This is a genomic window from Arthrobacter sp. efr-133-TYG-118, from assembly GCF_030209755.1.
In the GTDB taxonomy this organism is placed as follows: domain Bacteria; phylum Actinomycetota; class Actinomycetes; order Actinomycetales; family Micrococcaceae; genus Arthrobacter.
Genome location: NZ_JARVRH010000008.1, coordinates 93,220 through 105,733 on the forward strand (window position 1 = coordinate 93,220; position 12,514 = coordinate 105,733).

The following is a 12,514-nucleotide window of genomic DNA, read 5'->3' on the forward strand; positions in this document are numbered from 1 at the left end:
GAGGCTGAGTCAGTCCTTGGGGCGGGGCGGTGCCGTAGTTTCCCGCACGATGAGCCGGTGGGGTGCTTTCATGGACCGCACGGAACCTGCAGCCCCGGCCAATTCGTCCAACAGCATGCGCGTCCCCAACTGGCCTTGTTCAACGGGGTCCTGGGCCACGGTTGTCAGGCCCATGGCCTCGGCGAATTCATGGTTGTCAATGCCGATGATGGATAGATCTTCCGGTACACGGACACCACGGCGCCGCGCCTGCAACATGGCTCCCATGGCCATTTCATCAGAGGCGCAGAAGATCGCCGTCGGTTTGGGTCCGGGCTTGCTCCAGAGCTCATCGAAGGCTTCCTGGCCGCTGCCCACGGTGAAGTTTCCGAAAATGTCCCATTCCGGAGGCATGGAAAAGCCCGCGCTCGTCATGGCATCCGTAAAGCCGTCAACGCGTAGTCGCGGCACGGTGAAGTTCAGGTCGGAATCGTCCTGGCCGTGGAGCAGCGCGATTTCCCGATGGCCGAGGTTCAACAGATGCATGGTGGCTTCCACCGAAGCAGCGTAATCGTCGATGCCGATGCTGGGGCAGTCCTCCACCGGACCGCCGACAATCACCAAGGGGATTTCGATCCTTTGGAGATCGGCGATTTCCTCGGGCGTCAGGGACATGCAGAGGACCAGGAGTGCATCGATCTGCTTATAGACCATCGTCTTGCTGAAGAGCCGTTCCCGGGCTCCGCGCTGCCCGCCCAAGTTGAAGAGGGACAGGTTGTAGCCGCGAGCGTGGAGCTCGCGGTCTACGCCCTCGATCGCCTTGAAGAAGAACCAACGGTCCACGTAGGGGGCCAGGACACCGATCGTCCTGGTGCGGCCTGTGGCCAGTCCCGAAGCGGACGACGACGCCACATACCCAAGTTCTCCGGCAACCCGGAGGATCTTTTCCCGGGTGGCAGGAGACACCCGGGGAAGGCCGCGCACTGCGCGGGAAACGGTGGCGGTGGAAACGCCTGCGGCCTGTGCGACGTCCTCAATGCTGGCCCCTGCGTGGCCGCCACGCTGGGACCGTTCACTCGTTTTTGCCACTCAAGCCCCCTCAAAGAATCCGTGCGGAAGCCGGGGGTTCCTTCCCAGACGGCAGATAACCAGCGTATTCCGCCTGGCTGTCCTCCGCCGATTCCGCGCTACTTATTTCGGCTCGCTGCTCACCTGATGCGTCTGGATGTCCGTGCAGGGAGCCGCCGGCGAAGCCGAAGCATCCCCCACAGGGCCAGCAGCACTGCCAGCAGGCCCAGGGCCCAACCCAGTGCGGGCTGGGCCGTGAGCTCGGCGGCGACGGTGATGACCAGCAGGACCAAGGCCCAAAAGCCAAGGAAACCTATCACGAGGTCGAAATCTTCCGCCGATTTCACCCGCGAGTGCTGCTCCTTGGCCGGGCCGCCGAGGGACGGCCCGGCCGAATCCGGAGTTTGCGTCATTTGACAGCGCCGGCTGTCAGGCCCGCCACGATCTTGCGCTGGAAGATCAGGACGAGGATCACAAGCGGAATCGTCACAACCGTTCCGGCTGCCATGACGGCGGTGTATGGCTCCTGGTGGGCCTGGGCACCGGCGAAGTAGGCGATAGCCACCGTGACGGTCTTGGTTTGGTCATTGGACAGCTGGCTCGCGATGAGGAACTCATTCCACGAAGCGATGAACGCCAGGATGGCGGTGGTGAAAACAGCCGGCGCAGCCAGCGGCATGATCACCTTACGGAATGCCTGGCCCTGCGTGCAGCCATCAATTCGAGCTGATTCCTCCAGCTCCCACGGCATTTCGCGGAAGAAGGACGTCAAGGTGTAAACCGTCAAAGGGAGCACAAAGGAGATGTTCGGAATGATCAGCGCCTGATACGTGCCGTACCAGCCGATATTGGTGAACAGCTGGAACAACGGCGTCACCAAGGCCACGCCCGGGAACATCGATGCACCGAGGACAAAGCCGAGGACCAGGAACTTGAAGCGGAATTCAAGCCTGGACAAGGCATACGCCGCGAACACCCCGAAAAGCAGGGCAACTACGGTGGTTACCCCTGCCACGAAGAGCGAGTTCAACAGGTTCCGGCCGAAGTGGTTGCCCAGGCTTTCAGAGAACACCGTGTTGAAGTTGTCCCAGGTGACGTGGGTGAAAAAAGGCGTCGAATCGAAGGTGTATCCAACGTCGCGGAATGCGGTCACGATCATCCAGTAAAAGGGAATCAAGCACCAGATGAAGATGAGAGCTGCGCTGATGTACGTGCGTCCGCTAGCCAAGCGTTCCCGCCGTCGGGCAGCTGTCTTGGGCGCGGAGTCAATGCTCACGGCGGTCATTTTTCCTGCCCCTTGGTGGTCTTGGGTGTGGCCGAGGCGACTGCGTTGGCTCCCAGGAAACGAACGAAGATGAACGCAACCAGGAAGATGATGAGGAAGGTGATGGTGGACAAAGCCGCTGCTGAGTTGAATCCCTGACGGATCTGGTCAACCACAAGGATGGACAACGTTGTTGTGCCGTTCGAGCCCTGGGTCATGATGGCCGGGAGGTCATACATGCGCAGGGCGTCAAGGACACGGAACAGGACAGCCACCATGAGTGCGGGCTTCACCAGCGGCAAGGTGATCTGGGTGAAACGCTGCCATGCCGAGGCACCGTCGACCTTGGCGGCTTCGTACACTTCTGCCGGAATGATCTGCAGGCCAGCCAGAATCAGCAAGGCCATGAACGGCGTCGTCTTCCAAACGTCTGAAATGATGATCGCCCAACGGGCCGGCCACTCGCTGCCTGTCCACAGGATTGCCGTGCCAAAGAGCTTGTTGGCGATTCCGTCGAAAGCGAAGATGAAGAACCACAGCTTCGCGGTCACGGCGGTTGGAATGGCCCACGGAACCAGGACAGCAGCACGAAGGGCACTGCGACCGCGGAAAGTCCGGGCCATGATGACGGCCATCCAGAACCCGAGGACGGTCTCCAGGACTACGGTGACAACAGTGAAGAAGAACGTCGTTCCAACGGCGCTCCAGAATTGGGCGCCAAGAGTGCCAGGTGCACAGGCTGCAGAGCCGCACTGCTGGGCCAACCAGTGGACAAAGTTATCGAAGCCGGCAGGTCCGCCCTGGACGAAGACCTTGGTGACCGGATCCAGACCCTGGTCCTTCTGGAACGCCATGATAATCGCGTTGACCACCGGGTACACAATGACCACGGCAAGCAATACCAAGGCGGGGGAAATCAACCAGAACGCCCACCGGCCTTGAGACGTGGCCGCCCGGTCCTGTCCTACTTCTTTTTGAACTTTTTTGGTTTTGGGGCTTGGTGTCTCTGGCGCCCGCTTAGGCTGCGCAAGGGTGGACATTTCCCCTCCTTCCGGAAATTGATAGCGTGCCCCTCGGGCGACCGTGCGCTTGAAGCGCCAGCCGCCCGAGGTTCACTGGAGGTGTCGCTATTGGCTGGCCGAGTTGATGGCCGTGTCCATATCCGTCATTGCCTGATCGACGGACTTGTCACCCTTGATGGCGGCGTAGGCATTGTCCTGGATGGCCTTGGTGACTGCCGGGTAGAACGGCGTGACCGGGCGCGGCACGGCATTCGAGATCGAGGTCTTCAGCACCGGAAGGTACGGCAGCTGCTTGACCAGGGTCGGATCGTCGTACAAGGAAGTGAGCACCGGGGCGAGCGAGCCCTGCGTAGCGTAGAACTTTTCAGTCTCTTCACTGGTCATGAAGGTCAGGAAGTCCTTGGCCGTGGCCTTGTGCGCCGAGTAGACGCTGACGGCAAGGTTGTGGCCACCAAGGGAAGAGGCGCCGGGGCCGCTCTTGCCCGGGAGCGGAGCCATGCCGAAGGTGTCCTTCACCTTGGACGAGCCGTCCGTCTTGGCGAGGTTGTACACGTAAGGCCAGTTGCGGAGGAAGAGAAGCTTGCCGTCTTCGAAGGACTGACGGCCCTGTTCTTCCTGGTAGGTCACGCCCTGCGTGGGGATGTTTCCGCTCTTGTAGGCCGCGACCAGATTGTTGAGGCCGGCCTTGGCCGCCGCGGAGGTCACGGTGGACTTGCCGTCGTCTCCCACGATCGTGCCGCCTGCCGAGTTGATGGCTTCAGCCGCATTCACGGTGAGGCCTTCATACTTGGCGAACTGTCCTGCGTAGCAGTCGATGCCGTTCTGCTTCGCGATGGAGCACATGCTCATCATCTCGTCCCAGGTCTTGGGCGGGGTGGGCACCAAGTCCTTGCGGTAGTAGAGAATGCCGCCGTCGGAGGTCTGGGGTGCCGCGAAGAGCGTGTTGTTGTACGTTGCCGTCTTGACCGTGGCGGGCAGCATCTTGGAGGTATCAATGCTCATCTTGTCCGTGAGGGGCTGCAACCAACCCTTCGCGGCAAACTCAGCGGTCCAGATGACGTCCACGTCAACGACGTCGTAATTGACGTTCTTGGCCTGGAAGTTCTGGACCAAATCGTCATGCTGCTGGTCCGCCTGGTCGGACTGTTCCTTGAAGGTGACCTTCTGGTCCGGGTGCGCCGCATTCCACTTATCGACTAGCGGGCGGACAACGTTGCTGTTGTCTTTGCCCTGGACATAGGTGATTGGACCCCGTCCGTCGAGGTTCGCTGCGGCATCTCCGCCGCTTGAGGCCGTGCTGCCGCCACCGCCGCCACCACAGGCGGACAGGGACATGGCTAGCACGCCGGCGACAGCAGCCGGCAAAAGGTACTTGCGTGTGTTCATGCTGGGAACTCCTCAGTGAGTGGACCAGGTCTTTTTCCGCAGTGCGGTTGATGTGGTGAGCCTCACATTAGTAAGCTTCCGGGTAGTAATGCAAGCGTTTACACAAAAATATGTCATCGAGAGGAATCCAGTGCCGCACTCCCCGATCCCAACCCCCGGTTCCAGCAATTCCGCGTGGTGGGCAAGCGCCGTCGTCTACCAGATTTATCCCCGCTCGTTCGCCGATGCCAACGGCGATGGGATGGGCGACCTTGCCGGGGTCACCGCGAAACTGCCCTATCTGCAAACGCTGGGGGTGGATGCCGTGTGGCTCTCCCCGTTCTACAAGTCGCCGCAGGCTGATGCTGGATATGACGTAGCGGACTACCGGGCCGTGGATCCCCTCTTCGGCACATTGGATGACTTCGACGCCATGCTGGAGAAGGCCCACAGCCTGGGTATCAAGGTCATCGTCGACCTCGTGCCCAACCACACCTCGGACGAGCACGCCTGGTTCCGCGAAGCCCTCGCCGCCGCCCCCGGCTCCCCCGAACGCGAGCGCTACATGTTCCACCGGGGCAAAGACTCCAAACCGGGCTCCGGGGACGGGGCCTTGGCCCCGAACAACTGGAAATCCATCTTCGGCGGCCCCGCGTGGACGCGCCTAACGAACGACGACGGCACTCCCGGCGAGTGGTACCTGCACCTTTTCGATACGAAGCAGCCGGATCTCAACTGGGAGAACCCCGAAGTCCACGAAGAGATGCGTTCGGTACTGCGCTTCTGGCTGGACCGCGGAGTTGACGGCTTCCGCGTGGATGTTGCCCACGGCCTGGTCAAAGAACCCGGCTTGCCGGACTGGGAAGGCGCTGCCGCCATGGTCGAAGGTGGTTTATCCGCGCCGGGCGCCCACAGCGAAGCCGTCGAACCGCACACCGCACACCCTCACGTCGCTTCCGGAGCCGAGCCCGCTGCGGCGGCCGTAGCGACCGCCGTCGAACACAAGGTCAAGCCGCCGCTGGACCCGCCCTCGCCCTTCTTCGACCAGGACGGCGTCCACGAGATCTACCGCGAATGGCACCGAGTCCTCGCCGAGTACGACGGCGACCGCATGCTGGTTGCCGAGGCCTGGGTCGAGCCTGCTGAGAGGTTGGCCCGGTACGTACGCAAGGATGAAATGCAACAGGCCTTCAACTTCGATTTCCTCCTGGCAGGCTGGGACGCGGAGCGCATGGCGGAGGCAATAGAATCTTCGCTGGACGCGGCGGGATCCGTCGAGGCGCCCTCCACCTGGGTCTTGAGCAACCACGACACCGTCCGGCACCCCAGCCGCTTCGGGCTGGCAGATCCCACCACCTTCCCCAAGGGCATCTCGGCGGAAGACGAACAGCCCGACGCCGCCCTGGGCCTCGCGCGGGCACGGGCAGCTTCCATGGTGTCTTTCTCCCTGCCGGGGTCGGCCTATTTGTACCAGGGTGAGGAACTCGGCCTTCCGGAGCACACGTCCCTGCTTGCCGAGGCGCGCCAGGACCCCTCGTTCTTCCGGACCAAGGGCGTGGAGCGCGGCCGCGATGGGTGCCGCGTACCGTTGCCCTGGAAATCCAAAGAGCCCGGCTTCGGATTCTCGGAAGCGGCATCGCCTGGTACGGGCGGCGCCGGTGCCGCTGGCAAAGCGCCCGCGGCGCCCTGGCTGCCCCAGCCCGAAGCGTTCGGCGAACTGGCTGCGGACGTCCAAGCCGGCGTCGGGGGCTCCACCCTGGAGCTGTACCGCTCGGTCCTGGCATTCCGCCGGTCCCATCTCCTGGGCTCGGGCACGTTCCAGTGGGCTGGGGAGCACGATCCCGCCAACGGAGTCCTTGCCTTCCACAACCGGGACGTGCTGGTGGTGGTCAACATGGGAAATACTGCCCTCCCCGTACCTGCCGGGTTCCGGGTGGAACTCTCCAGCGACGGCGGCTCGGGCGGGGCTTCGATTGTCCCGGACAGCGGGGCGTACCTCGTGGCGAAGTAGGGGCTTCCCTTCCCGACCTTCTTTGGCACGGAACCGGGGCCGACACGCAGCAAGTTGTGCGTGTCGGCCCCGTTCTGTAGCCAAAAAGGGTCAGGAAAGGCGCCGTGACCGCGTGGAACCTACTTGCCGCCCTTGAAGAAACCGGCGATCTTGGAGCCGAGGCCCTTGGCGTTCTCGGCCACGTCGCCCGCGATTTCCTTGGCTTTCTCTGCGACGTCACCCGAGAGGTCCTTGGCTTTCTCAGCCACGTCACCCGAGAGGAACTCCTTGACGTGCTCCGCGGCGTCGCCAGCGAATTCTTTCGCGTTACCGACCGCCTCGCCGGCAAATTCCTTGACGTGCTCCGCGGCGTCGCCTGCGACGTGCTTGGCCTGTTCAGCCGCGGCTTCGGCGGTTTGCTTGATGTTGTTGACTTCTTCGCTCATGGTTTTCTCCTTGTTCCTGGTCCAAGTGTTTTGGTCCATCGGCTTGACGCGGACCCAAGGTCCGGTGCCGGCCGGGCAAGCCCAACCAAAGGGAAGAGTTCCCCCTACCCTTCAAACTATGGCCCCGCGGTCAGCTCTGCAACGCAAAACGCCCGGGAGGTAACTTAGCCATCCGGCTAACAGGGGTTGGCGTCAGTTCAACGAACGCGCTCGGCCTTGCTGAACCGGGTCCGCGCGCCGGCCCCGATATGAATCAAGACGGGAGTCCTGCGCCCCACCACCACGTCCAGCGCCTCCACCAGCCGGGAGACGTCCGCGGCCAGCAGGTGCGGGGAAACGCCTTGACGGGGCTGGACCCTGACCCGGAGCCCGGGACGACCGTTGACTTCGTAGGTTGCCACCGTTACGCCCGCGAGATCGGTACGTTCCGCGAGGGCCGCCTTGAGCGCCTGCTCGGCAAGGCTCCCGCCGATGTTGACGTCGCCAGGGGTCCGGGCGTCGTCATACACCGACACGATGAGGTTGACGCGGCCTTTGCCCTGCTGCGACACCCACGACACCATGAGCACGATCAGCACAACCAGCACCGCTGCTGCGGCAACCCAGAGCCAGCTTTCTTCCCGACCTGGAATGCGGGTCTGCTCAGAGAGGTATTTCGCGTGTTCCCAGAGCCCGGCAGACCACCCTTGCCACCAACTTCCCACGGCGGGAACGGTGGCGAGCAGCATCAGGAGAATGCCGATGGCCAGCAGCTTCAGGCCAAGGATGCCGATCAGGATGCGGTTGAGGACGTGCGGCGTGCCGTTCATGCCCCGATCACCCCGGAAATAGCGACATTGACCCGGACTGAAGGCATGGGCGAAGGGGCCATCCTTTGAAGTTCGTCCTCGACGGCGGCGAGGATCCGTTCCTCGTGCAAGGGCACACCCGAGGTGGGCCGGACGTTGACCAAAACCAGCCTTTGCGAGACCACCACCATGACTTGCTCCTGGGTGACGTTCGCTGCGGTCCGGGCAGCCCTGGCAAGTGCCGAAGCGATGACCTCGTCGTCCACGACTACTCCGGCCCGGGGATCCTCAAGCAAGTGCCGGGACTTCCGGCCGGGCAGGACCGCGTTCAAGAAGAAGATCAGGCCCACCATAGCCACGACGCCGCCGAGTGCACCGAGCAGCAAGGGCGAAATACCTCCAGGCAGGGCCGTCAGCCGTTCGGCAGCTGTTTGCGGATCGATGAGCCACGGTGGTTGGCCAATGGCGCGCAAAGCGGATTCGAGGAGGGCGTAGACACAGGCCGCAATCACAAGGGCTGCGGCCAGCCCGGCCATTCCGGCGCGCGAGGACCGGGTCTCACGCTTGAGGATGCGCTGGAGTCCGACGTCGATCGGGTCGCCGGCGTCGGAGGTCCCTGGTGTCTGGACGCCGGGGGTGTCGCCTGCCTGGACACCAGGGGCGTCGCCGTCGGGCGTATGGGAGTGCGCAGTGTCCGGGTGGCTGCGCCGGGCGTGCGGGGTCTGGGCGTGGCTCATTGGACGCGAGCTCCTTCGCTGATCCGTGCACCGCTGATCCGGATATCCACCCGGCTCAAGGTAGAACCGCTGAGCTGGGTGACACGCTCAAGGATGGCCGTCTTGGCAGCTACGGCCCGGTCCCAAACCGTCCCGCCGTATCCCTCTACCCGCAGCGGGTCTCTGAGGACTTCCGTCAGCGAGGGCACACGGATCGGGGCGGCAATCGAGAGTGCCAGGAGACCGTCGTCGTCCGACCATTCGGCGCGAACATCCTGTGCCGAGACACCGAGCGCTTCCGCGGCGGCCGCCTGGGCCAAAGTGGTGAGGGCCTGGGTGCTGATTCGGTTGTGGCCAGCCAGTGAGACGGCCGGCTGCACAGCCTCAGCCGTGGAACTCATGACGATGAACGGCGGCCGGTGAGGGCATCCAGCACGCTGCGCAGGTCAAGCTTTCCGTCCGCGGCGCGGCCCAGAAGTGCACCGATGCCCATGAAGAGAAGGGCGATGATGAAACCCCACAGCCCGAATTGGAAGGCCATGAACGCCACGAAGGCGCCGATCCCGATACCGACAACGGTCAAGTTCACTGGAGTGGCTCCCTTTCCGATAATGCGCCTTTTGTTCCGGCTTTGATGGGCGGAGCAACGTAGACGTCGTTGATCTCAACGTTGACCTCGATGACTTCCAGCCCCACCAACGATTCGACCGCCCGATAGACGGCCGCACGGACCTGGTTGGCGACATCATGCAAAGGGTATCCATAGACAGCCACAAGATTGAGGTCCACGGCCACTTGGGTTTCTCCGACCTCGGCCCGGACACCCGCAGCATGGTCCTGGCTGCCGACGGCATCGCGGATGGCTCCGAGGGCGCGCGAGGGGGCCGATCCCAGGGAATAGACACCAGGAACAGCCCTGGCGGCAATGCCTGCAACCTTGGCGACAGCGGAATCAGAGATCACTGTGCGGCCACTTCCTGCCACCGTTTGCCGGTCTTCGGATACCGGAGCCCCAACGGCTTCCGGTTCAGGCGCGGTGTAGCTTTCCTGCTGGTCCATTTAGCCCTCCCCTTCTCTTGAGTACCACCCTAGCGCTTGGCCAAGACAAGGCGGAGACAAGCCGGCCGACGCTGTCGGATTCTGCTGGATCATTCCGGGCCGCGCAGCTTGCCGACCGCGTGATTCGAGGGGGCCGGGGTTTGTCCATTCGAATGATTGAGCAGAATCGCTCGCGTACGCACGACAATAGCGCGCGTGCACGGAAAATGTTCGCCTTTTAGGCACAAACCGAATAACCCCGGGCTTTTCCCCTGCAGATTAAAAGAAGAAAAGCGCCAGTTCCGAAGAACTGACGCTTCCCAGTGGTGGCTCCGACCGGCGTCGATCCGGTGACCTTTCGATTTTCAGTCGAACGCTCTACCAACTGAGCTACAGAGCCTTAGGTGACAATGTCACCATGATTGCCGGAATTTCTTCCGGCAATCAGAGCGACCCTGACGGGACTTGAACCCGCGACCTCCGCCGTGACAGGGCGGCGCGCTAACCAACTGCGCTACAGGGCCTTGCTTGCAGTATCTCTACTACGATTGCGGTATCTCTACCGCCTTTTTCAAGGCTTCCAGCTTACCAGACTTTTCAGTCCGGCTTGACCAGTTCCTTGCGTACCCCCAACGGGATTCGAACCCGTGCCGCCGCCGTGAAAGGGCGGTGTCCTAGGCCGCTAGACGATGGGGGCCTGGAACAATCCGAATTTGCGGCGGCCAACAACGCTATGCGTTTACCGCTTCTCGCTCGTCCGAACTGGACTCTAAAACTTTAGAGCATAGTCGGGGATATTCCCAAATCGCGCGCTGCGGAACGGAAACGAGGCTCAAAGCAGGAACGCAAACCGACCTCAAATCCGCCGCGTCAGAGTTGGCGGTTTCTTGTTGAAAGACGTCCGAATTCCGCCAGTCCGTCCAGCCCGTTGCGGGCTAGATTGGCATCATGGCCACAAGCACCCCAACCTCTCCGGCGACCACAACTTCCCGGACCATCAGTAAGCTCGGCATCGCCGCCGTCATCGTCACCGTTGTCCTCTGGGCATCCGCCTTCGTGGGCATCCGGGCCGTGGGACCCAGCTTCTCCCCCGGCTCCTTGACGCTCGGACGGCTGGTGGTTGCCGCCGTCGCGCTCGGCATTGTCGCCCTGCCCAGGCTCAAGCGCTGGCCCAAAGGCCGCGAATGGCTGCCCATCCTAGCTTACGGTGTCATGTGGTTCGCAGGTTACAACCTGGCCCTGAACGCCGCCGAACACATGCTCGATGCCGGAACCAGCGCCATGCTCATCAACGTTTCGCCGATCCTGATCGCCGTCCTCGCCGGCGTCATCCTGAAGGAAGGCTTTCCGCGCTGGCTGATCATCGGCAGCCTCGTGGCGTTCGGCGGCGTTGCGCTGATCGCGCTCGGTTCGGGACAGCGCTCGACGGCGGACGTCGCCGGAGTGCTGTTGTGCCTCCTTGCCGCTGTGCTCGCCGCGGTGAGCGTGATTGTCCAGAAGCCCGTGCTCCGCAAGTTCTCCGCGGCACAGGCCACCTGGTTTGGCATCATGGTGGGCGCCGTGTGCTGCCTGCCGTGGGCCGGACAACTGGTGGCCGAAGTGCAGGCCGCACCCCTTCCGGCCACTCTCGGCCTGGTGTACCTCGGGATCTTCCCGACGGCCATCGCTTTCACGACGTGGGCCTATGCGCTATCCCTCATTGAGGCCGGGAAACTCGCCGCCACGACGTACCTGGTTCCGGGCGCCACGATTCTGATTTCCTGGGCGGTCCTCAAGGAGATACCCACCATCTGGGGCCTCGTGGGCGGCGTCATTTGCCTCGCGGGCGTCGGGTTGACGCGGCGCCGGTCCCGCTAGGATCGCCGCGCGCGAGCGAGGTGCCCGTGCCGCCGTCGAAGCTCCGCCGTCGCTACCTCGCCATCCCGGCGAGAAGCTCGCGGTGCGTGGGCGGGTTGGCTCCCGGGCGCCCCACGGTAATGGACGCGGCCATGGAGGCCGTTTGCCCGATGCGTTCGAGGACGGTGGGCGCAAGCCCTTGGCTGCCGCGCAGCAGCAGCCCGAGGATCAGTGCCGACATGTAGGAATCGCCGGCGCCGATGGTGTCCGCCACCACCGATGTCACCGCGGGAACCGTCAGCTGGGTGTGCGGCGTCGCCATCAAGGAGCCTTGGGCGCCTCGCGTGACGACGGCCAGGCCTGCACCCAGGCCCAGGATGTGCCTGGCGGTCTCTTCCAGGGACTTGCCCGGGTAGAGCCACAACGCGTCGTCGTCGCTGAGCTTCACGACGCTGGTCAGCGGTACGAGGTCCTCGAAAATGCGGAGTGCCTCGCCGTGGCTGCCCAGGAGATCGGTGCGGATGTTGGGGTCGTACGTGACGATGCATCCACCCTGGGCCTGCTCCAGGAGGGTCCTGACGACGCCGGCGCCGGGCTCGAGGAACGTAGCGATCGAGCCCGTGTGGAGGACCTTCGGGGCGTAAGGGAGTGCGGCGGGACCCAGCTTCCACTCGATGTCGAAGGTGTACTCGGCTGAACCGTCCGCTGCGATCTCCGCCGTCGCCGTCGCAGTCTTCGCGAGCGATTGCGAGCCCGGCAGGACAACCACACCGGCGCTTGCCAGGTGCGCCGCGATGGACTCGCCCCGGGAATCACGCCCGACGGCGGTCAGCAGCCCGGCCTTCACGTCGAGCCGCCCTAGGCCGTAGGCGACGTTCGCAGGCGAGCCGCCGGGGTATTCGGTCTGCCCTTCGGGCGAGTTGACGATGTCGATGAGCGCCTCGCCGACCACGACGACGTCGAGCGGCTCGGACGCAAGGGGCGAGTGGTTCATGCGTTTCC

14 protein-coding genes and 3 tRNA genes are annotated in these 12,514 nt (G+C 63.5%); 2 read left to right on the top strand and 15 right to left on the bottom strand.

Going from position 1 to position 12,514, the window contains the following annotated elements; translation table 11 throughout:
- Window positions 1-9: 9 nt before the first annotated feature.
- The 5 genes from QRN59_RS07585 to QRN59_RS07605 form a co-directional block, all read right to left on the bottom strand.
- Complete coding sequence (locus QRN59_RS07585; RefSeq protein ID WP_284981923.1) at window positions 10-1,068, bottom strand: LacI family DNA-binding transcriptional regulator; 1,059 nt, start codon at window positions 1,066-1,068, stop codon at window positions 10-12.
- 119 nt (window positions 1,069-1,187) lie between these two features.
- The gene (locus QRN59_RS07590; protein ID WP_234752741.1) at window positions 1,188-1,460 is read right to left on the bottom strand and encodes a hypothetical protein; all 273 of its coding nucleotides are present in this window, start codon (window positions 1,458-1,460) and stop codon (window positions 1,188-1,190) included.
- On the bottom strand, window positions 1,457-2,323 hold the full coding sequence (locus QRN59_RS07595) for a carbohydrate ABC transporter permease (RefSeq protein WP_284981926.1): 867 nt from the start codon (window positions 2,321-2,323) through the stop codon (window positions 1,457-1,459). The genes QRN59_RS07590 and QRN59_RS07595 overlap by 4 nt, the downstream gene beginning before the upstream one ends.
- 5 nt (window positions 2,324-2,328) lie before the next feature.
- Window positions 2,329-3,351, bottom strand: a complete 1,023-nt coding sequence (locus tag QRN59_RS07600) for a carbohydrate ABC transporter permease (RefSeq protein WP_284981927.1) — start codon at window positions 3,349-3,351, stop codon at window positions 2,329-2,331.
- Window positions 3,352-3,438: 87 nt separating this feature from the next.
- Window positions 3,439-4,719: an ABC transporter substrate-binding protein gene (locus tag QRN59_RS07605; RefSeq protein WP_284981928.1), complete on the bottom strand. Its 1,281-nt coding sequence runs from the start codon at window positions 4,717-4,719 to the stop codon at window positions 3,439-3,441.
- An 88-nt stretch (window positions 4,720-4,807) separates the two neighbouring features.
- Here QRN59_RS07605 and QRN59_RS07610 point away from each other — a divergent pair, with 88 nt between their 5' ends.
- Window positions 4,808-6,709, top strand: coding sequence for a glycoside hydrolase family 13 protein (locus QRN59_RS07610; protein WP_502871037.1), 1,902 nt, complete (start codon window positions 4,808-4,810; stop codon window positions 6,707-6,709).
- Window positions 6,710-6,828: 119 nt separating this feature from the next.
- Here the strand turns inward: QRN59_RS07610 and QRN59_RS07615 are convergent, their stop codons facing one another.
- The 9 genes from QRN59_RS07615 to QRN59_RS07655 form a co-directional block, all read right to left on the bottom strand.
- A complete protein-coding gene (locus tag QRN59_RS07615; RefSeq protein ID WP_284981929.1) occupies window positions 6,829-7,134 on the bottom strand; it encodes a hypothetical protein in 306 nt (101 codons plus the stop codon).
- Window positions 7,135-7,331: 197 nt separating this feature from the next.
- On the bottom strand, window positions 7,332-7,943 hold the full coding sequence (locus QRN59_RS07620; protein WP_284981931.1) for a hypothetical protein: 612 nt from the start codon (window positions 7,941-7,943) through the stop codon (window positions 7,332-7,334).
- Complete coding sequence (locus tag QRN59_RS07625; protein WP_284981932.1) at window positions 7,940-8,659, bottom strand: DUF6286 domain-containing protein; 720 nt, start codon at window positions 8,657-8,659, stop codon at window positions 7,940-7,942. The genes QRN59_RS07620 and QRN59_RS07625 overlap by 4 nt, the downstream gene beginning before the upstream one ends.
- Entirely contained in the window at window positions 8,656-9,039 is a 384-nt protein-coding gene (locus tag QRN59_RS07630; protein ID WP_234752755.1) for a hypothetical protein, read from the bottom strand. Before QRN59_RS07630 ends, QRN59_RS07625 begins: the two co-directional genes overlap by 4 nt.
- Window positions 9,036-9,227 carry a DUF2273 domain-containing protein gene (locus tag QRN59_RS07635; RefSeq protein ID WP_059388473.1) on the bottom strand — a complete coding sequence of 64 codons (192 nt, stop codon included), beginning with the start codon at window positions 9,225-9,227 and terminating at the stop codon, window positions 9,036-9,038. The genes QRN59_RS07630 and QRN59_RS07635 overlap by 4 nt, the downstream gene beginning before the upstream one ends.
- On the bottom strand, window positions 9,224-9,697 hold the full coding sequence (locus QRN59_RS07640) for an Asp23/Gls24 family envelope stress response protein (protein WP_284981933.1): 474 nt from the start codon (window positions 9,695-9,697) through the stop codon (window positions 9,224-9,226). The genes QRN59_RS07635 and QRN59_RS07640 overlap by 4 nt, the downstream gene beginning before the upstream one ends.
- 303 nt (window positions 9,698-10,000) lie before the next feature.
- Window positions 10,001-10,076: transfer RNA gene (locus QRN59_RS07645), tRNA-Phe, on the bottom strand.
- Between the two features lie 50 nt (window positions 10,077-10,126).
- Window positions 10,127-10,200: transfer RNA gene (locus QRN59_RS07650), tRNA-Asp, on the bottom strand.
- Between the two features lie 100 nt (window positions 10,201-10,300).
- Window positions 10,301-10,373 (bottom strand) — tRNA-Glu (locus tag QRN59_RS07655).
- A 251-nt stretch (window positions 10,374-10,624) separates the two neighbouring features.
- Here QRN59_RS07655 and QRN59_RS07660 point away from each other — a divergent pair.
- The gene (locus QRN59_RS07660) at window positions 10,625-11,533 is read left to right on the top strand and encodes a DMT family transporter (RefSeq protein WP_284981934.1); all 909 of its coding nucleotides are present in this window, start codon (window positions 10,625-10,627) and stop codon (window positions 11,531-11,533) included.
- Between the two features lie 52 nt (window positions 11,534-11,585).
- Here the strand turns inward: QRN59_RS07660 and QRN59_RS07665 are convergent, their stop codons facing one another.
- Window positions 11,586-12,506 carry a carbohydrate kinase family protein gene (locus QRN59_RS07665; RefSeq protein ID WP_236814432.1) on the bottom strand — a complete coding sequence of 307 codons (921 nt, stop codon included), beginning with the start codon at window positions 12,504-12,506 and terminating at the stop codon, window positions 11,586-11,588.
- Window positions 12,507-12,514 lie beyond the last annotated feature (8 nt).

What these genes read in the sequence shown, in the direction of transcription:
- QRN59_RS07660 (WP_284981934.1), top strand. Translation starts at nt 10,625, where the DNA reads ATGGCCACAAGCACCCCAACCTCTCCGGCGACCACAACTTCCCGGACC.
- QRN59_RS07625 (WP_284981932.1), bottom strand. Translation starts at nt 8,659, where the DNA reads ATGAGCCACGCCCAGACCCCGCACGCCCGGCGCAGCCACCCGGACACT.
- QRN59_RS07605 (WP_284981928.1), bottom strand. Translation starts at nt 4,719, where the DNA reads ATGAACACACGCAAGTACCTTTTGCCGGCTGCTGTCGCCGGCGTGCTA.
- QRN59_RS07620 (WP_284981931.1), bottom strand. Translation starts at nt 7,943, where the DNA reads ATGAACGGCACGCCGCACGTCCTCAACCGCATCCTGATCGGCATCCTT.
- QRN59_RS07590 (WP_234752741.1), bottom strand. Translation starts at nt 1,460, where the DNA reads ATGACGCAAACTCCGGATTCGGCCGGGCCGTCCCTCGGCGGCCCGGCC.
- QRN59_RS07665 (WP_236814432.1), bottom strand. Translation starts at nt 12,506, where the DNA reads ATGAACCACTCGCCCCTTGCGTCCGAGCCGCTCGACGTCGTCGTGGTC.
- QRN59_RS07600 (WP_284981927.1), bottom strand. Translation starts at nt 3,351, where the DNA reads ATGTCCACCCTTGCGCAGCCTAAGCGGGCGCCAGAGACACCAAGCCCC.
- QRN59_RS07615 (WP_284981929.1), bottom strand. Translation starts at nt 7,134, where the DNA reads ATGAGCGAAGAAGTCAACAACATCAAGCAAACCGCCGAAGCCGCGGCT.
- QRN59_RS07610 (WP_502871037.1), top strand. Translation starts at nt 4,808, where the DNA reads ATGCAAGCGTTTACACAAAAATATGTCATCGAGAGGAATCCAGTGCCG.
- QRN59_RS07630 (WP_234752755.1), bottom strand. Translation starts at nt 9,039, where the DNA reads ATGAGTTCCACGGCTGAGGCTGTGCAGCCGGCCGTCTCACTGGCTGGC.
- QRN59_RS07640 (WP_284981933.1), bottom strand. Translation starts at nt 9,697, where the DNA reads ATGGACCAGCAGGAAAGCTACACCGCGCCTGAACCGGAAGCCGTTGGG.